Below are 17,522 nucleotides of genomic sequence, written 5' to 3'. Positions count from 1 at the left end.
ACGGTTGCGAAGCATTCTGTGGCGGATGACCCGCCCGACCTTCGCCGCCCTGCCCGCCGCCGACCTCGATTCGCTCGGATCGCCGACCATCGTCCTGTTCGGCGCGAGCGAGGCGACGCCCTATGACCCCGCCGAACCGAGCCATTCGGCCGACGCCCCCGCTGCGATCCGTATCGCGTCGCGCGAATTCGCGCGGCAATTGGGGCAGCTGGATTTCGATCTGGGCTTTGTCCCGTTTCCCGATCCCGACGACGCGCGCGGCGTGGTTGACGTCGGCGATATCGCGACATCCCCGGACGACGCGCCGGGGAACCGGGAACGGATCGAAGCGGCGACGCGCACCGTGCTGGCGGCCGGCGCAGTTCCGATCGTGTTGGGCGGGGACGATTCGGTGCCGATCCCGGTCGCGGCAGGCTTTGCCGATGCCGGTCCGCTGACCATCGTCCAGATCGACGCGCATGTCGATTGGGGCGACGTGATCCGCGACGAACCGCTGGGCTATGGCTCGCCGATGCGGCGACTGGCGGAAATGCCGCATGTCACGGGCATGATACAGGTCGGCATCCGTGGCCTTGGCAGCGGTGGCGCATGGCAGATCGCCGACGCGCACGATTGGGGCAGCCGGATCGTCACCGGCTATGACCTGTTGCGGCATGGGATCGACGCCGCCATCGCACAGGTGCCGGCGGGCGGACGCTATCTGATATCGATCGACTGCGACGGCATCGACCCGGCGGCGTTCCCGGCGGTGGCAATGCCCACCCCCGGTGGGATGCGGTACGAGGAAGTCGTGCTGCTACTGCGCGGCCTTGCCGAACGCGGCACGATCGCCGGGCTGGTGCTGGCGGAATATGTCCCCGCACGCGACGATCCGCACCGGCTGTGCGCAACGATGGCGGCTCGGATCACGGCAGTGACGATGGGACTGATACTGGGCGAGGGGTGAGCGCCGGGGGACCGCTCCCGTTCAGCGGTGCGCTCCACCGTAAGCGACCCCGGCCTGCGCCGGGGTGACGCGTGGGCGGAGTCCTACTCCGCCACGGCTTCCGCCGCTACCGCTGCGTTCGCCTCCGATTCCTCCGCCGCCGCGATCGCCACTGCCAGCTTGGTCAACGGCCGGGGCGATTGTTCGACGATCGGCAACGGATCGATCGATTTGCCGCCGGTATCGACGTTCAGCGCCTCGAACCGCTTGGCCGACGTCATGACCTGCGATTCCAGACTGCCGACGAACGCGTTGTAAGCGGTGTTCGCGCCTTCGAGGTTCTTGCCGAGCTTCGCGACATGATCGCCCATCTTCGCCAGCCGCGCATGCAACTCGCGCCCCAGCTGGCCGATCTGTCGCGCCTCCCCGGCCAGCTTTTCCTGACGCCACACCGCCGCCACCGTCCGGGCGATGGCGATCAGGTTGGTCGGGGTCGCGATCAGCACCCGCCGGTCGAAGGCATAGTCCCAAAGGTCGGGCGCATGCTCCAGCGCGGCCGACAGGAAATGCTCGCCCGGCACGAACATCACGACATAATCGGGCGTATCCTCGAACTGCGACTGATAGCTTTTGGCCCCCAGCGCGTTCACATGGTTCTTCATCGATGCGACATGCGCGGTCATGAACGTCGCGCGTTCGCCCTCGTCGACCGCGCCGTGCGCGTCCTGATAGGCGTTGAGCGAGACCTTGGCATCGATGACGAGGCTCTTGCCGCCGGGCACCTTGACGATCGCATCGGGGCGCAGCCGCCCTTCGCCGTGATCGACCGATACCTCCATCCGGAAATCGGTGTGTTCGGCAAGGCCGCAGGTTTCCAGTACGTTGCGCAACTGCTGTTCGCCCCACCGCCCGCGCGCCTTGGGCGCGGAACGCAGCGCGTTGACCAGCTTGGCCGCTTCCCCGCGCACCGATTCCTGCCCGATACGCATGGCGTCCATCAGGCCCTTCAACGTGCCATAGGCTTCCTGCCGCTCGCCCTCGACCTTGGTCAGGCTGGTTTCATAACGCTTCAGCGTCATCTCGACCGGTGCGAGCAGCGCCTTCAGCTTCATTTCGTTGGTGTCGCCCGCCTGGGCGAAGCGTTCGTTGGCGCGTTGCAGGAACGCCTGCTGCGCGCCGTCGAGCATCACCTGCGCCGTTTCGCGAAACTGCGCCGTCATCACGTCGCGCGCGCCCTTGAATTCGGCCAGCCGTTCCTCGAACGCTGCGGCATTGGCCTTCAGCGCGGCATGATCGAGCAGCACGGCGTCGCGGTCCGCGCGTATCTCGGCCAGTTCCGCCCGCACCGCCGGCAATTCCTTCGCCCGCTCGCTCGCCAGCGCCAGATCGGCGATCGCCTGTTTAAAGTCGGCTTCGCGCCGGTCGCGATCCTCGCGCAGCGCCGCGCTCTGGCGACTGGCGGCATACCAGCCGAGCGCTAGGCCGGCGAGCAATACCGCGACGACGACGAGGATGACGATCGGGTCCATGCGATACTCCGGGGGGAACGGACCCGGAACCTAGCCCCGCGCTCGCGCCCCGGCAAGGCGGCAGCGCGTCGGTTCACCGCAGCGTCGCGCTCAGGCGGCCTTGCGCGCCTTGTTCAGCTTCTTGATGACCATGTCGCGTTTCAGCCGCGACAGGTGATCGATGAACAGCACGCCGTTCAGATGGTCCATCTCGTGTTGCAGGCACGTCGCCATCAACCCGTCGAGCCATTCGTCGTGACGTTCCCCGTCGCGATCGATCCACGCCACGCGGCAGCGCGCGGGGCGCTCCACATCGGCATATTGCTCGGGAATCGACAGGCACCCTTCCTGATAGACCGAATATTCGTCGGACGTTTCAAGGATCTCGGGATTTACGAACGCGCGCGGTGCCTTGACCGGCTTGCCTTCCTCGTCCTCCTGCTCCTGAAGGTCGATGACCAGTACCCGTTTGGGCACCGCGACCTGGATCGCGGCAAGGCCGATACCGGGGGCGTCGTACATCGTCTCGAACATGTCGTCGATCAGTTGGCGAACGTCGTCGTCCACCCCGGCAACGGGTTCGGACACGAGGCGGAGACGCGGATCGGGGATCTCGATGATCGGAAGAATGGCCATGGCGTCTAGCTAGGTAGCATATTTTACCCGGTCAAGCGACCGGACGACGCGCGCGCAACGCCTGCGCCAGCGTCCCTTCGTCGAGATAGTCCAGCTCTCCGCCGACCGGCAGCCCATGCGCCAGCTGCGTCAGCCGCACCGGAAACTTCTCGATCCGCTCCGCGATATAGTGCGCGGTCGTCTGTCCCTCCAGCGTCGCGTTCATCGCCAGCACGACCTCGTCGATCCCGCCCTTCGCGACGCGCGTGATCAGCGATTCGATCGCCAGATCCTCCGGCCGCACGCCTTCCAGCGCGGACAGCCGTCCGCCCAGCACATGGAACCGTCCCGGAAACAGCCGCGACCGGTCGAGCGCCCACAGATCGGCAACTTCCTCGACCACGCACAGCGACCGGTCGTCGCGGCGCGGATCGGTGCATACCGCGCAGGGATCGGTCGTATCGACGTTCCCGCACACGCCGCAGGTCGTCAACGTCCGCGCGACCCGGTCGAGCGCGATCAGCAGCGGATCGAGCGCGGTTTCCCGCTTCTTGACCAGATGCAGCACCGCCCGCCGTGCGGATCGCGGTCCCAGTCCGGGCAGGCGGGAAAGCGCCTGGGTCAGCGCGTCGATTTCGGGGGATGCCATCACGACGATAGATAGGGGGTTGCGCGGCGCGATGCCACGGTGTCGAGAAGCGATCATGCGGATCATCTTCATGGGAACTCCCGACTTCGCGGTGCCAGTCTTGCAGGCGCTGGTCGATGCCGGTCACACGGTCGTCGCGGCGTACAGCCAGCCGCCCCGCCGTGCCGGCCGTGGCAAGGCGCTGACCCCCTCCCCCGTCCACCGGACGGCCGAAGGTTTGGGGATCGAGGTGCGGACGCCGGTGTCGTTGCGCGATCCCGAGGTTCAGGCGGATTTCGCCGCGCTGGCGGCGGATGTCGCGGTCGTCGCCGCCTATGGCCTGCTGCTGCCGCGCACGGTGCTGGACGCGCCGATGCTTGGTTGCCTGAACGTCCACGGATCGTTGTTGCCGCGCTGGCGCGGGGCGGCCCCGATCCAGCGGGCGATCCTTGCCGGCGACACGGAAACCGGCGTCGGCATCATGCAGATGGCGGCGGGCATGGACACCGGCCCGGTGCGGCTGGAAGGGCGGACGCCAATCGCGGCCAAGACGGCGGGCCAGCTTGCCGCCGAACTGTCGGCGATGGGCGCGCGGTTGATGGTGGAGGTGCTAGCCGATCCCGATCGCTATCCCCCGGTCGCGCAGGCCGCAGAGGGCGTCACCCACGCGCCCAAGATCGACAAGGCCGAGGCGCGCCTGCGCTTCGATGCCGAAGCGGTCGATGTCGAGCGACAGGTGCGCGCGTTCAACCCCGCCCCCGGCGCGTTCTTCGAACTGGCGGGTGAGCGGGTCCGCATATTGGCCGCCGACCGGATCGATGCCGGTGGCCTGCCGGGCGAGGTGCTGGACGATCGGCTGACGATCGCCTGCGCCGACGGTGCGATCCGCCCGACAATGGTCCAGCGCGCGGGACGCGGTGCGATGGCACCGGGCGACCTGCTCAACGGCTTCCCGATCGCGGCGGGCTCGATCCTGTCATGACGCGGTTCGCGCTGACGGTCGAATTCGACGGTCGCCCGTTCATGGGATGGCAGCGTCAGTCGCATGGTCCCAGCGTACAGGCATCGATCGAACGCGCGCTGCGCGAGATCACGCGCGAAGACATTGCGGTGCATGCCGCCGGTCGTACCGATGCGGGGGTCCATGCCACCGCGATGCGGGCGCATTGCGATGTTACGCGTCCGATCGCGCCGTTCCGACTAATGGAAGCGTTGAATGCGCGATTACGGCCCGATCCGGTCGCGATCCTCGATTGCGTCGAGGTCGCGCCCGACTGGCATGCGCGATTTTCCTGCATCCAACGACGCTACGAGTATCGCATCGTGCTACGCCGTGCCCCGCTGACCCACGAACGTGGACTGGCGTGGCGCATTCCGCAGCCGCTCGACGTTCCGGCGATGGCGGACGCGGCGCAGCGGCTGGTCGGGCGGCATGATTTCACGACCTTCCGGTCGGCACATTGTCAGGCCGACAGTCCGGTGCGCACGCTCGACCGGCTCAACGTACTGGGGGACGGCGACCGGATTGCGGTCCATGCCGCCGCGCGTTCGTTCCTGCATCATCAGGTCCGATCGATGGTCGGATGTCTGGCGATGGTCGGTCGCGGGCAGTGGACCGCCGACACGCTGTCCGACGCGCTGGCGGCGCGCGACCGGGCAAGGCTGGGGCTGAATGCGCCGCCCGACGGGCTGTTCTTCGTCGGTGCGGACTATCCGGCAGAAGCGTCCGCCTGACTATCCGCGCGACAACCGCGCGACCAGCTCGACATGCGTTGACCATCGGAACTGCCCGACCGGCTGGACCCAATCGATCCGGTAGCCATGTTCGCATAGCATCTTCGCATCGCGTGCGAAGCTGCTGGGATTGCACGAAACATAGGCGATGATCGGCACATTGGCCTGTGCCAGTGCCGCCGCCTGCTCCCGCGCACCTGCACGCGGCGGGTCGAGGATGACGGCGTCGAACCGGTCGATCTCAGCCGGGGTTAGCGGCCGGCGGAACAGGTCGCGATGGTCCGCCGCGACCTGGCGACCCGCGCGCGCGGCGGCGAGTTTCAGCGCCATGATCGCCTCACGCCCTGCCTCTCCCGCATAGGTCCGGCTGCGCGACGGGCGGGTGAGCGTGAAGGTGCCCAGACCGGCGAACAGGTCGGCGACGATCGCGGCACCGGCCGTCGCTTCGTCGACTGCCGCGACCAGCGTGGCTTCCCCATCGCCCGTCGCCTGCAGAAACCCCGCGGGCGGGAAACCGACCGCGATGCCGCCCATGGTCACCGTGACCGGATCGGGTTCCCACCGCGTTTCGGGGCCGATGCCGTCATCGACCGACAGTCGCGCCAGCCCGTTATGCTTGGCGAACCCCGTCACCGCCTCCGCCGATGCCAATCCGTCGGCGATCGGCCCCACGATCAGCACGTCGACGCCCTGATCGACCCAAGTCAGATGCACATCGGCGCGCGCACGATCCTTCAGCGCGGTGGCAAGCATCGTCCGCAACGGCCCGACAACCGCGAACAATTCGGGACGCAGGACATGACATTCCGTCATGTCGACGATCCGATGCGATCCCGATTCCGTGAACCCCAGCGACACCTGCCGCCCGCGCCGTTCGGCATGCAGCGTGGCACGACGGCGAGTGCGCGGGGCGGACAGGATCGGCGGGCGCATCGGCGCGTCCAGCCCTTGCCCCGCCATTGCGCCCGCCACGCGTTCGCCGACGAACGCCGTTTCGCTGACCAAATCGAGATGCTGTAGCTGGCATCCGCCGCAGGTCGGGAAATGGTGGCACGGGGGCTGTTGGTGATGCGGGCCGTGTTCGATGCTGCCATCGGGCAACAGCCGATCGCCGGGTGCCGTCAGCGCGGCATGGCGACCGTCGCCGGTGATGCCGTCGCCCCGCGCCGCGACGCGAACGATCGTGTCGGAGATCAGCGACATTCCGCGATCGCCTCGCCCAGTTTCCCGATCAGGTCGTCGGCGACGAACGCCGGTCCCGTCAGCCGTGCCGCACGCCCGTGCAACCACACTCCCTCCGCCGCCGCCGCGTCGCCGCCGGGGACCACCCGTGCCGCGATCAGCCCGGCCAGCACGTCGCCGGTTCCTGCCGTCGACAGCCACGAGGTCGCTTCGCCCACCACCACGCGCCCCTGCGCATCGGCGATGACCGTGTCCGGCCCCTTATGTACGATCGTCGCGCGCGCGGTGCGGGCGGCGATGCGGGTACAGTCGATCTTGTTGCCGTCGCCACCTGGAAACATGCGGGAAAATTCACCTTCGTGCGGAGTTAGGATCGTCGGCGCATCCCGCCGTGCGATGCGCGATACGCCGTCCGTCCCCAGCGTGGAAAGCGCGTCGCCGTCAAGCACCAGCGTCGCCTTCGTCGCCATTGCCGCCTTGATCGACTGCCGTGCGCGCTCGCCACGGCCCAGCCCGGGCCCGATAAGGAGTACCGCCGAACGATCGTCGGCCAGCGCGTCGTCGATCGAACGGTGGACCAGCGCATCCGGCCCGCCCGTTCCTCCCGCCAGCACGACATAGCCCGCGCCACCCGCCAGCGTAGCCCGTGCCGCCAGACGGGACGCACCGGGCATCTCGCCCGCGATCACCATTACCAGACCACGCCGATATTTGTGCGCATCGCGTGCAGGCGGATCGATGCGCGGTCGGGCAAGGACGGTCGCTTCCGCCATAATAGGAATGCCGAGATCGGCGAGAAGGACAATCCCGCACTGCCCTGCCGTCTCACCCACGACATGAGCGGGCTTCAACGCCCCCAGCGCAACGGTCGCGTCAGCGCGGAACGGACCGGCGAACCCGCCGTCCGCTTCGCAGCCGCTCGGCACGTCGATCGCGATCACGAACGCATCGGTCGTCAGTCGGACCAGCGGTTCGACGATCACCGGATCGATCGGCCGGGTCAGGCCGATGCCGAACAGTCCGTCGACCACGACGGGATGCGCCGCCGCTTCCGTCAGTGTTACCGTCGGCCCCGTCCAACGGGTGCGCATCCGCGCAGCCGCGCCATCCTTCGACGCGCCTGACGCCGCGACTGTCACGTCCAGCCCATGTTCGCGGCAATATCGTGCTGTTACAAAGGCATCGCCGCCATTGTTGCCCGGACCTGCAAGCACCAGCACCCGACGACCAGCCGCGAAGCGAACCACCTCCTGCGCCACCGCGCGACCGGCGCGTTCCATCAGTTCGTCCTGTGATGCGCCACCGGCAAACGCCGCCTCCTCGGCGGAGCGCATCGTCGCGGCTCCGACGATCAGGGCGCCGGGGGGCAGACGGTTCATGGTCGCGCGACGGGGCCGACCGTCGCGGGCAGGCGATAGCGCGCATCGCCGATCGCGACCTCGACCCCGTCCTGTCCGACGATCGTCACCTTGGCCGCCTCCGCGCCGTCCGCCGCGATCACGCCGCGTCCGTCGGTCGCAATCAGCAGCCGGTGGAAGCCACCTTCCGGCTGGCGCACCGTCAGTACCGTGCCCGCCGGGGTCACCGCCTGATCGACGCTGCACGTCGGCGCCAACGCCTGCTCACCGATCGCACACGCGATCCGTACGCCGTCCGCCACGTCTGCGGGCGGGGCGGCGGCGGGGCCGCATCCTGCCAGCAACGCCGCCGCCATTCCCATGCCGTTCGTCCCGATCGACACCGCCGACCGGTCGTCCCGCTTCATCGCTGTGTCAGATATCCGCGTAAACATGGCGTTCCATCTTCGCACCCGGGTGCGTCACTGCACCCTGATACGCCGGCCCGACCGTCTTTGCATATCGCCACAGCGCGCCCGACTGGTAATCATTGGTACGCGGCTGCCACCGGGCGCGACGCTCGGCCAGCACGTCCGCCGGTACGTCGAGGTCGATCGTCCCCGCTTCGGCGTCGATCGTGATGATGTCGCCATTCTCGACCAGTGCGATCGGACCGCCTTCCGCCGCTTCGGGACCGACATGACCGATACAGAATCCTCGGGTGCCGCCCGAAAAACGCCCGTCGGTGATGAGCGCCACGCTCTCGCCCAGTCCCAGCCCGTACAATGCGGCGGTGGTCGACAGCATCTCGCGCATGCCCGGCCCGCCCTTCGGCCCCTCGTAGCGGATGACCAGCACGGTACCTTCGGTGATCGTACGCGCCTCGACAGCGGCAAAAGCCTCCTCCTCGCAATCGAAGACGCGCGCGGTGCCGGTGAACTGCAGCCGCTTCATCCCCGCAACCTTCACGATCGCGCCATCGGGGGCCAGCGTCCCGCGCAGACCGACCACGCCGCCGGTCGGCGACAACGGCGTCTTCACGTCATAGATGACCTTCTGGTCCGGGTTCCACGTCACCTCGGCGATGTTCTCGCCCAGCGTCCGGCCGGTCACGGTCATGCAATTGCCGTCGAGCAGGTCGTTGTCCAGCATCGTCTTCATCAGCATGTACACGCCACCGGCCTCGTACATGTCCTTCGCGACATATTTGCCGCCGGGCTTGAGGTCCGCGACGTAAGGCGTTGATTTGAAAGCCTCGGCTACGTCGAACAGGTCGAAATCGATGCCGGCTTCGTTCGCCATCGACGGCAGGTGCAGCGCGGCGTTGGTCGATCCGCCGGTCGCCGCCACCACACGCGCAGCGTTGATGAAGGCGGCGCGCGTCGCGATATCGCGCGGACGCAGGTTCCGCGCCACCAGCTCCATCACCTGCCGTCCCGCTGCGACCGCAATTTCCTCGCGGCTGCGATAGGGCGCGGGCGCCATGTTCGAATTGGGCAGCGACAGCCCGATCGCCTCACCGACGCATGCCATGGTGTTGGCGGTGAATTGCCCGCCGCACGCGCCATGGCCGGGGCATGCGACCTTTTCCAGCGCGGTCAGGTCGTGCAACGGACAGGTGCCGGCGGCATAGCGGCCCACCGCCTCGAACACATCCACGACGGTCACGTCGCGATCCTCGAATCGGCCGGGCAGGATCGACCCGCCATAGACGAAGATCGACGGCACGTTCAGCCGCAGCATCGCCATCATCATGCCCGGCAGCGACTTGTCGCACCCGGCAAAGGCGACCAGCGCGTCATAGCAATGGCCGCGCACGGACAGTTCGACCGAATCGGCGATGACTTCGCGGCTGACCAGCGACGCCTTCATCCCCTGATGTCCCATGGCGATGCCATCGGTCACGGTGATCGTGTTGAACCGACGCGGCATCCCGCCGCCCTCGATCACGCCGGCGCGGGCGGCATCGGCCTGGAAATCCAGCATCGTGTTGCACGGGGCGCTGTCGTTGCCGGCGGACGCGAGGCCGACGAACGGCCGGGCGATATCCTCTTCGGCAATGCCCATCGCGTAATAATAGCTGCGATGCGGCGCACGTTCGGGGCCGACGGAGACATGGCGGCTGGGCAGCCGCGCTTTATCGAACTGATGGGTCATGGCGACAGCCTATGTCGCGAAACGCCGTTGCAGCGCAAGACCATTGCGCCATGCCCGGTTGGGGGGACGGCCCTTGGCAAGGGCCGTCCACGGACGTTCCGCTCCCGGCGTGTGATCCGCACGGGATAGTCAGCAAGTCACGTGCCAACCCCGTTCTCCAGAGGACGCCGGTGACCAATGTCCCGCGATGACGCAAACCGGTGTCACGCCAGTGCCGTTTCGAGACTCCACCATCCGTTCCGCGCCGCCACGACCTTAGCCGCCGCCGTGCGGTCCGCCGCATGGTCAAACAGCGCGAAGCACGTGGCACCCGACCCGGACATACGCGCCACTCGAACACCGGACTGCGCGCCGAGCAATTCCAGCACCGCATCGATCGCCGGTGCCAGCGCGCGGGCCGGCGGTTCGAGATCGTTGCGACCGGTCCGCACGATCGTCATCGCATCGCCGTCGGGCAACGGTCCGCGATCGATCCGGTCCCAACCGGCAAAGACCTGCGCCGTCGATACCGCCACGCCGGGATTGACCAGCAGCACCGGCATCGTCAGCCCGGCGACCGGCGTCAGCCGCTCACCACGCCCGCGCCCGATCAACGTGACCCCGGCAAGGCACGCCGGCACGTCCGATCCCAGCCGGTCCGCCACCGCCATCAGTGCCGGATCGTCGGTCGCCACCCCGTGCCGCCGCGCCAGCGCCCGCAGCGTCGCGGCGGCATCGGCCGATCCACCGCCGATCCCGGACGCGACCGGCAGATGCTTGTCGAGCGTGATCGCACACGGCCCGCCGCCGAACGCCGCGCGAAACGCGTCACGGGCGCGGGTGACCAGATTGTCCCCCTCCCCCGACAGCTTCGTCGCGAACGGCCCGGTGATCGCGAAGGCATCGACCGCCGCATCGGCCAGCGTCACCGTATCGCCGTCGCGTACGAACGCGAACAGCGTTTCCAGTTCGTGATAGCCGTCGTCCCGTCGCGCACGGACATGCAGCGCAAGGTTCAGCTTGGCGGGAGCGCGTTCGACGATCATCGGATCAACCCTGTGGCGACGCGGGACCGGTCGCGAGTTTCGTCGCGATCCGCGTTGCCGCCGTGCCGGTCGCCGCGTTGGCCGCCGCGCGCCATGCATAGCGGGCCTCGAACCGACGTCCGGCCTGCCAATAGATGTCGCCCAGATGCTCGTTGATTTCGGGATCGTCCGGCTCGGCACGTGCCGCCCGTTCGACCAGCTTGAGCGCGCCTGCCAGATCGCCCTGACGGAACCGTGCCCAGCCCAGCGAATCAACGATCGACGCGTCGTCGGGTGCCAGCTTGTGCGCCCGTTCGATCAATGCCGTCGCCTCGGTCAGGTTCAGCCCGCGTTCGACCTGCGCATAGCCGAGATAGTTGAGCGCCGCCGGCTGATCGGGGGCCAGTTCGACCGCCCGCCGCAACTCGGGCAACGCGGCATCCCACTGCCCCGCGCGGTCCAGCGCACCGCCATGTTGCAAATGAAGTACCCAACTCGCTGCCGGCCCCGCCCGGTCGATCGCCCGGCCATAGGCGGCGGCGGCGTCCGCATCGCGTCCCGAATCGACCAGCAGCCCGGCATAATCAGCGATCGCGCCGCTGTCGGCATCGCGCGCATCGGCCCGGCTGCGCGCCAATGCGGTCGCCTGTACGAGGTCGCCCGCACGGTGCAGCACCGTGACGCGCAACGCCGCGGCACCCGGCGCAAACGGGTCGCGTGCCGGAATCGCCGCCAGCGCGGTCAACGCCGCCGCCGTCGCGCCGTCGCGCGCCAGTGCATCGGCCAGTGCGAGGCGTGCCCGTGCATAAGTGGGGTCGAGCACCAGCGCGGCGCGCGTCAACAGGATCGCCAGCGGCTCGGTCCCGTCCGCCGACAGGTCCGCCGCCATCCGGGCGAACAGGCGCGATACCCCGAACCGCGCATCGCCGGTTCGTCCACGCCCCAGCGTCGCCGCCGCGCGCATCAATACCGGATCGTCGCCCGCCAGCACGGCGCGCGCCGTACGACGGTCGCCACCACGCGCCAGCAACTGCGCCGCGTTCATCCGAAGATCCAGATTGCCGCCATTGATGTCCAGCAGCGTGCGCAGCGCCGCGATCCCTTCCGGCGTCTTGCGGTCCGCCAGCAGCAACAGCACGCGGTTTTCGGCGGCATAGCGCCGCGCGATCGCCCCGCCCGCGCCCGGTTCTGTCGCGACCGCCGCGCGGTCGGTCCACGCCGCCATCATCGGCCCCAGAAACGCGATCGGCGTGTCCTTCAACCGTTCCAGCGCTGCCTGCTGTCCCGCAACGTCCTTCGCGACCAGCGCGTCGGCAAAGGCGAGCAGTTCGATATCGGGTGGCGACACGTCGGCCGCGCGCAACACGTCGCCCGCGCGCCTTGCCAGCGTCAGGTCGCCGCTTGCCAACCCTTCGCGCAGGGCGCGGATGGCGATCACCGCATCGTCGGGACGCGCCGCAAGCGCCTCCGCATAGCCGCGTGCCGCCGCGTCGACCGCACCGTCGGCATCCGCCGCGCGTGCCTGGACATACGCCGTCAACGGCGTGTCCGCCGCCGACGCCGGTCCGGCAAGGGTCGCCGCTACGATCAGCGCGATGCTACATGTTCGGATAATTCGGTCCTCCGCCGCCTTCCGGCACGACCCACACGATATTCTGGGTCGGGTCCTTGATGTCGCACGTCTTGCAATGGACGCAGTTCTGCGCGTTGATGACGAAGCGCGGATTACCGCTGTCTTCGCCGACGATCTCATATACGCCCGCCGGGCAATAGCGTTGCGCCGGTTCGTCGTACAGCGGCAGGTCGTATGTGACCGGCACGTCGGGGTCTTTCAGCGTCAGGTGGACCGGCTGGTCCTCTTCGTGGTTGGTGTTCGACAGGAACACCGACGACAGCCGGTCGAAACTCAGCACGCCATCGGGCTTTGGATAGGCGATCGGCGACACCTGATCCTTGCGCCACAGGCTTTCATGATCGGGACGATGCTTCATCGTGAACGGCATGCGCAGCCCCCAATGTTCCGCCCACATCGTGCCGTTCGCGATACCCGACCCGACGAAATCGCCGAATTTCTTGACCAGCGGGACGACGTTGCGGACCGTGCGCAGTTCCTCGTGGACCCAGCTGACCTCGTACGCGGCGGGATAGGCGGCCAGTTCATCACCGCCGCGCCCGTCGCGGATCGCGGCGAAGGCGGCCTCGGCGGCCATCATCCCCGATTTCATCGCGGTATGGATGCCCTTGATCCGGGGCACGTTCAGGAACCCCGCCGAACATCCGATCAGGGCGCCGCCGGGGAACACCAGCTTCGGCACCGACTGCCACCCGCCGTCGTTGATCGCCCGCGCGCCGTACGACACGCGCTTGCCGCCCTTCAGGATCGCGGCGATCGCCGGATGCGTCTTCCACCGCTGCATTTCGTGGAACGGCGACAGATAGGGGTTCGAATAGTTGAGCCACGTCACGAACCCCAGCGCGACCTGACCGTTCGCCTGATGATACAGGAACCCGCCGCCGTTCGACCCGCGCGTTTCGCTGAGCGGCCAGCCCTGGGTATGGATCACCCGGCCGGGGACATGCTGGTCCGCCGGAATGTCCCACAATTCCTTGATGCCCAGCCCATAGACCTGCGGATCGCTGTCCTTCGCCAGATCGAACTTGCGGATCAGCTGCTTCGACAGATGGCCACGCACGCCCTCCGCAAGGAAGGTGTATTTCGCGTGGAGTTCCAGCCCCGGCTGCCAGTCGGGCTTGCGCGTGCCGTCGCGCGCCACGCCCATGTCGCCGGTCGCTACGCCCTTTACCGATCCGTCGTCGTGATACAGGATTTCCGCCGCGGCGAAGCCGGGGAAAATCTCGACGCCCATCCCCTCCGCCTGTTCGGCCAGCCAGCGCGTCAGATTGCCGAGCGACCCGGTATAGGTGCCCTTGTTCTGCATGAACGGCGGCAGGATGCGGTGCGACACCTCGCTCTGGCCGGTGCCGGTCAACAACCAGTGATGATTTTCCGTCACCGGCACTTCCGCCATCGGACAGCCCATGTCGCGCCAATCGGGCAACAATTCGTCGATCGCACGCGGATCGAACACTGCGCCCGACAGGATGTGCGCGCCGACCTCGGACCCTTTTTCCAGCACGCACACCGCGATCTCGTCGCCGGTCTCCGCCGCCATCTGTTTCAGCCGGATCGCGGCGGACAGGCCCGCCGGCCCTGCCCCGACGATCACGACGTCATAGGGCATCGATTCCCGCTCGCTCATCATCATTCCCTCTGCCGCCCGCCCGCGCCGACCCATGTCGTCGCGCCGCTGCAACGGCTTGTCCTTGCCCCGATTTGGGCAGATTGACGGGGAGGTCAAGGCGGCGTCTTAGGGGATGCATGGGGGCGGACCAACATATCGATTGGCACGGACAGGCCGCAAGCGCACTGGAATGGTGGCACGATGCGGGTGTCGACCTGTTGGTCGAGGATGTTCCGCGCGACTGGTTCGCTGTACCGCCACCGACCGCCGTGCCCGTTGCCGTAGCGTCGCCGCGTGCCGCCGCCGCACTGGCGGCGGTCGACGCGCTGCCCGATACGCTCGACGCATTCGTTGCATGGCGTGCTTCGGACGCCGCACCCGAAGCGACATGGAACGTCGATCCCATTCCGTTCGCCGCCGTCGCGGATGCGCCGCTGATGGTGCTGGCGGACATACCCGAGGAAGACGACTCCGCCGAAGCCGGCCTGCTGACCGGTCCGGTCGGTGTTCTGCTCGACCGAATGCTCGCGGCGATCGGGCTGTCGCGGGCGGAGATCGCGGTGGCGACCATCGCCGCCGCCCGGCCGCTGACCGGCCATGTCTCACCGGCCAGCGCGACCGAGCTGTATCGGCTCGCGCGGCATCACGTCACGCTGGCCCGCCCGCGCCGGCTGTTGCTGCTCGGCGACGCCCCACGGCTGGCGATGCTTGGCGAGCCGGTAGAACGGGGGGCTTTACAAATACTTGAACATGGCGGGATAGCGTGCCCGACGATTGCGACCTTCCATCCGCGCTTCCTGTTGGCGCAACCCCGGATGAAGGCGGAAGCGTGGCGCCACCTGCAGTTGCTTATCAGGGACACCGAAGCGTGAAGCCAGTCACCCTCCTGTTCGCGGCGCTGATGCTGCCCGCCGTCGCCCATGCCGCCGGGGACGACGCGCCCGGTCGCGGGTCCGCCGCCACCGCTGCGGTCGATGCCCGCGTGCCGCCGCAACTGACCCCCGAAACGCGCGACGCCTATCGCGCCGTGTTCGCGTCGATCCGGGGTGCGCGCTGGAACGATGCCGAATTGCGGCTGAGTGCGATGACCCCCGGCCCGCTCCACGCCGTCGCCCGCGCCGAACTGTTTTTGGCCAAGGGGTCGCCCCGGGTCGAACTGCCGCAGTTGATGGCGCTGCTGACCGAAGCGCCCGATCTGCCGCACGCGCCCGATCTGGCCCGGTTGGCAAAGACCCGCGGGGCCGATGCCCTGCCGGCGCTGCCCACGCAGCAACGGCTGATCTGGTTCGATGCCGCGCCGGTTCGCGTCCGTGCCCGCGCCGCGCGCAGCGATACCGCCGCCGCGCAACTGCTCGAAGCGATGAAGCCGATGGTCAAGGTCGACGACGGGGCCGGTGCCGAAGCGCTGGTCGCCACGCGCGAGGCCGATCTGACCCCGGAAGCGCTGACCGAGATGCGCGGGCGGGTCGCGTGGATCTATTTCGTCGCGGGCGACGATGCCAATGCCCGCCGGGTCGCCGCGACCGCGCAGCGCGGCACCGGCGAATGGGCGGCACAGGCCGACTGGACGCAGGGGCTGGCGGCGTGGCGGCAACAGGATTGCACCGCGGCACAGGTCGCCTTCGCCGGGGTGGCACAGCGTGCGACCGATACCGAACTCCGCTCCGCCGGGCTGTACTGGGCGTCGCGTGCCGACATCGCGTGCGGCCGGCCCGATCTGGTCCAGTCTCGTCTGCAGACCGCGTCGCAATATGGCGAAACCTATTACGGCCTGCTGTCGCGACAGGCGCTGGGCGTCGTCGATGGGGCGGTGCCCCGCTTGTCGGCACCGGTCAGCGCCGACTGGCGCGAACTCGAACGCCGCCCCAACGTCAAGGTCGCCGCTGCGCTGGTCGAGATCGGTGAGGACGCGCTGGCCGACAAGGTGCTGCGCTATCAGGCACGAATCGGAACGGCGGCCGATTACGCCGCGCTGACCCGGCTGTGCGGCAATCTGAACCTGCCCGCGACCCAGCTATGGCTGTCGCACAACGGCCCGCAGGGCGCACGTCCGCTGACCGAGGCGCGTTATCCCGCGCCTGACTGGACGCCGGAAGGCGGATGGCGCGTCGACAAGGCGCTGGTGTTCGCGCACACGTTGCAGGAATCGCGGTTCGACGCCGATGTGGTCAGCCCGGCAGGCGCTACGGGCCTGATGCAGATCCGCCCCGGCGCGCTGACCGATTATGCCCGCGCGCACGGGCTGACGGTCGACCGTTCCGCACTGTCGAAACCACAGCTCAACATGGCGGTCGGGCAAAGCTATCTGGAACAGTTGCGCGACCGCCCGTTCACCGGCGGACTGCTGCCGAAGGTCATCGCGGCCTATAACGCCGGACCGACCCCGGTCGAGGCATGGAACCTGCAATCGCGCGACGGTGGCGACCCGCTGCTGTACATCGAATCGATCCCGTTCTGGGAAACGCGCGGCTATGTGATGACGGTGCTGCGCAACTATTGGATGTACGAGAAACAGGCGGGCAAGCCGTCCGCCAGCCGGGCTGCGCTGGCGCAGGGCATGTGGCCGAAATTCCCCGGCCTGCCCGGTGCCGCCGCCGTCCGGGTCGTGAACGGACGCAATTCGACGCGGGTCGCCGGTGCCCGTTGATACGACCCGGGCGTTCGTGCCCGTCCGCATCGCGGTACTGACCGTGTCCGACACGCGCGGGCTGGCGGAGGACCGTTCGGGCGACACGCTGGTCGCACGGATCGAGGGCGCGGGCCATGTCGTTGCCGATCGCGGCATCGTCCGCGACGATATCGACGTCATCGTCGCGCGGCTGCACGCGTGGATCGATGAACCCGCCATCGACTGCGTCATCACCACCGGCGGCACCGGCGTCACCGGTCGCGACATCACGCCCGAAGCGGTCGAACGGGTCGCCAGCAAGATGATCCCCGGTTTCGGCGAGCTGTTCCGGTGGCAGAGTTTCGCGAAGATCGGGACGTCCACCATCCAGTCGCGCGCCACCGCCTGCGTCGCGCGCGGCACCTATATCTTCGCGCTGCCCGGATCGACCGGCGCGGTGAAGGACGGGTGGGACGGCATCCTCGCCGATCAGCTCGATATCCGCCACCGGCCGTGCAACTTCGTCGAACTGATGCCGAGGCTGCTGGAACGATAAGGGTCGGGGCAACCGGTTTCCGGCTG

16 protein-coding genes are annotated in these 17,522 nt (G+C 68.3%); 6 read left to right on the top strand and 10 right to left on the bottom strand.

Going from position 1 to position 17,522, the window contains the following annotated elements; genetic code table 11:
- Positions 1–25 precede the first annotated feature (25 nt).
- Positions 26–946: an arginase family protein gene (locus IFT55_RS10285; protein WP_192091723.1), complete on the top strand. Its 921-nt coding sequence runs from the start codon at positions 26–28 to the stop codon at positions 944–946.
- Positions 947–1,029: 83 nt separating this feature from the next.
- Here IFT55_RS10285 and IFT55_RS10280 read toward each other — a convergent pair whose 3' ends face one another.
- The 3 genes from IFT55_RS10280 to recR all read right to left on the bottom strand — a co-directional run bounded on the left by IFT55_RS10280 (position 1,030) and on the right by recR (position 3,697).
- On the bottom strand, positions 1,030–2,454 hold the full coding sequence (locus IFT55_RS10280) for a DNA recombination protein RmuC (protein WP_192091722.1): 1,425 nt from the start codon (positions 2,452–2,454) through the stop codon (positions 1,030–1,032).
- Positions 2,455–2,544: 90 nt separating this feature from the next.
- Positions 2,545–3,069 carry a peptide deformylase gene (def, locus tag IFT55_RS10275; RefSeq protein ID WP_192091721.1) on the bottom strand — a complete coding sequence of 175 codons (525 nt, stop codon included), beginning with the start codon at positions 3,067–3,069 and terminating at the stop codon, positions 2,545–2,547.
- 31 nt (positions 3,070–3,100) lie between these two features.
- Complete coding sequence (gene recR, locus IFT55_RS10270; RefSeq protein ID WP_192092086.1) at positions 3,101–3,697, bottom strand: recombination mediator RecR; 597 nt, start codon at positions 3,695–3,697, stop codon at positions 3,101–3,103.
- Positions 3,698–3,752: 55 nt separating this feature from the next.
- On the opposite strand from recR, the gene fmt reads away from it, so the two are divergent.
- The gene (fmt, locus tag IFT55_RS10265) at positions 3,753–4,658 is read left to right on the top strand and encodes a methionyl-tRNA formyltransferase (RefSeq protein WP_192091719.1); all 906 of its coding nucleotides are present in this window, start codon (positions 3,753–3,755) and stop codon (positions 4,656–4,658) included.
- The gene (gene truA, locus IFT55_RS10260; protein WP_192091717.1) at positions 4,655–5,410 is read left to right on the top strand and encodes a tRNA pseudouridine(38-40) synthase TruA; all 756 of its coding nucleotides are present in this window, start codon (positions 4,655–4,657) and stop codon (positions 5,408–5,410) included. The genes fmt and truA overlap by 4 nt, the downstream gene beginning before the upstream one ends.
- On the opposite strand, the gene IFT55_RS10255 is transcribed toward truA, so the two are convergent.
- From IFT55_RS10255 to IFT55_RS10225, 7 genes are all read right to left on the bottom strand, one after another.
- Entirely contained in the window at positions 5,411–6,613 is a 1,203-nt protein-coding gene (locus IFT55_RS10255; RefSeq protein ID WP_192091716.1) for a class I SAM-dependent RNA methyltransferase, read from the bottom strand.
- Positions 6,604–7,971, bottom strand: coding sequence for an NAD(P)H-hydrate epimerase (locus tag IFT55_RS10250; RefSeq protein ID WP_192091714.1), 1,368 nt, complete (start codon positions 7,969–7,971; stop codon positions 6,604–6,606). The genes IFT55_RS10255 and IFT55_RS10250 overlap by 10 nt, the downstream gene beginning before the upstream one ends.
- Positions 7,968–8,357, bottom strand: a complete 390-nt coding sequence (locus IFT55_RS10245) for a hypothetical protein (protein ID WP_249403756.1) — start codon at positions 8,355–8,357, stop codon at positions 7,968–7,970. Before IFT55_RS10245 ends, IFT55_RS10250 begins: the two co-directional genes overlap by 4 nt.
- A 7-nt stretch (positions 8,358–8,364) precedes the next feature.
- Entirely contained in the window at positions 8,365–10,086 is a 1,722-nt protein-coding gene (gene ilvD, locus IFT55_RS10240; RefSeq protein WP_192091713.1) for a dihydroxy-acid dehydratase, read from the bottom strand.
- A gap of 203 nt (positions 10,087–10,289) precedes the next feature.
- On the bottom strand, positions 10,290–11,111 hold the full coding sequence (locus tag IFT55_RS10235; protein ID WP_192091711.1) for a 4-(cytidine 5'-diphospho)-2-C-methyl-D-erythritol kinase: 822 nt from the start codon (positions 11,109–11,111) through the stop codon (positions 10,290–10,292).
- Positions 11,112–11,115: 4 nt separating this feature from the next.
- Complete coding sequence (locus tag IFT55_RS10230; protein WP_192091709.1) at positions 11,116–12,630, bottom strand: tetratricopeptide repeat protein; 1,515 nt, start codon at positions 12,628–12,630, stop codon at positions 11,116–11,118.
- Positions 12,631–12,688: 58 nt separating this feature from the next.
- The gene (locus IFT55_RS10225; protein WP_192092083.1) at positions 12,689–14,350 is read right to left on the bottom strand and encodes an electron transfer flavoprotein-ubiquinone oxidoreductase; all 1,662 of its coding nucleotides are present in this window, start codon (positions 14,348–14,350) and stop codon (positions 12,689–12,691) included.
- A gap of 119 nt (positions 14,351–14,469) precedes the next feature.
- On the opposite strand from IFT55_RS10225, the gene IFT55_RS10220 reads away from it, so the two are divergent.
- The 3 genes from IFT55_RS10220 to moaB are packed head-to-tail and all read left to right on the top strand — an operon-like array spanning position 14,470 to position 17,496.
- Positions 14,470–15,204, top strand: coding sequence for a uracil-DNA glycosylase family protein (locus tag IFT55_RS10220; protein WP_192091708.1), 735 nt, complete (start codon positions 14,470–14,472; stop codon positions 15,202–15,204).
- 29 nt (positions 15,205–15,233) lie between these two features.
- Positions 15,234–16,979: a lytic transglycosylase domain-containing protein gene (locus tag IFT55_RS10215; protein ID WP_192092082.1), complete on the top strand. Its 1,746-nt coding sequence runs from the start codon at positions 15,234–15,236 to the stop codon at positions 16,977–16,979.
- Positions 16,969–17,496: a molybdenum cofactor biosynthesis protein B gene (moaB, locus tag IFT55_RS10210; protein ID WP_192091706.1), complete on the top strand. Its 528-nt coding sequence runs from the start codon at positions 16,969–16,971 to the stop codon at positions 17,494–17,496. The genes IFT55_RS10215 and moaB overlap by 11 nt, the downstream gene beginning before the upstream one ends.
- Positions 17,497–17,522: the final 26 nt, after the last annotated feature.

It is taken from the genome of Sphingomonas sp. CFBP 13720 (assembly GCF_014842075.1).
In the GTDB taxonomy this organism is placed as follows: domain Bacteria; phylum Pseudomonadota; class Alphaproteobacteria; order Sphingomonadales; family Sphingomonadaceae; genus Sphingomonas.
The sequence above is the reverse complement of the archived record's forward strand: the minus strand, read 5'-3'. Positions and strand labels throughout refer to the sequence as shown.

What these genes read in the sequence shown, in the direction of transcription:
- IFT55_RS10285 (WP_192091723.1), top strand. Translation starts at nt 26, where the DNA reads ATGACCCGCCCGACCTTCGCCGCCCTGCCCGCCGCCGACCTCGATTCG.
- def (WP_192091721.1), bottom strand. Translation starts at nt 3,069, where the DNA reads ATGGCCATTCTTCCGATCATCGAGATCCCCGATCCGCGTCTCCGCCTC.
- recR (WP_192092086.1), bottom strand. Translation starts at nt 3,697, where the DNA reads ATGGCATCCCCCGAAATCGACGCGCTGACCCAGGCGCTTTCCCGCCTG.
- ilvD (WP_192091713.1), bottom strand. Translation starts at nt 10,086, where the DNA reads ATGACCCATCAGTTCGATAAAGCGCGGCTGCCCAGCCGCCATGTCTCC.
- fmt (WP_192091719.1), top strand. Translation starts at nt 3,753, where the DNA reads ATGCGGATCATCTTCATGGGAACTCCCGACTTCGCGGTGCCAGTCTTG.
- IFT55_RS10250 (WP_192091714.1), bottom strand. Translation starts at nt 7,971, where the DNA reads ATGAACCGTCTGCCCCCCGGCGCCCTGATCGTCGGAGCCGCGACGATG.
- truA (WP_192091717.1), top strand. Translation starts at nt 4,655, where the DNA reads ATGACGCGGTTCGCGCTGACGGTCGAATTCGACGGTCGCCCGTTCATG.
- IFT55_RS10225 (WP_192092083.1), bottom strand. Translation starts at nt 14,350, where the DNA reads ATGAGCGAGCGGGAATCGATGCCCTATGACGTCGTGATCGTCGGGGCA.
- IFT55_RS10255 (WP_192091716.1), bottom strand. Translation starts at nt 6,613, where the DNA reads ATGTCGCTGATCTCCGACACGATCGTTCGCGTCGCGGCGCGGGGCGAC.
- IFT55_RS10220 (WP_192091708.1), top strand. Translation starts at nt 14,470, where the DNA reads ATGGGGGCGGACCAACATATCGATTGGCACGGACAGGCCGCAAGCGCA.
- IFT55_RS10280 (WP_192091722.1), bottom strand. Translation starts at nt 2,454, where the DNA reads ATGGACCCGATCGTCATCCTCGTCGTCGTCGCGGTATTGCTCGCCGGC.
- IFT55_RS10245 (WP_249403756.1), bottom strand. Translation starts at nt 8,357, where the DNA reads ATGAAGCGGGACGACCGGTCGGCGGTGTCGATCGGGACGAACGGCATG.
- IFT55_RS10235 (WP_192091711.1), bottom strand. Translation starts at nt 11,111, where the DNA reads ATGATCGTCGAACGCGCTCCCGCCAAGCTGAACCTTGCGCTGCATGTC.
- IFT55_RS10215 (WP_192092082.1), top strand. Translation starts at nt 15,234, where the DNA reads ATGCTGCCCGCCGTCGCCCATGCCGCCGGGGACGACGCGCCCGGTCGC.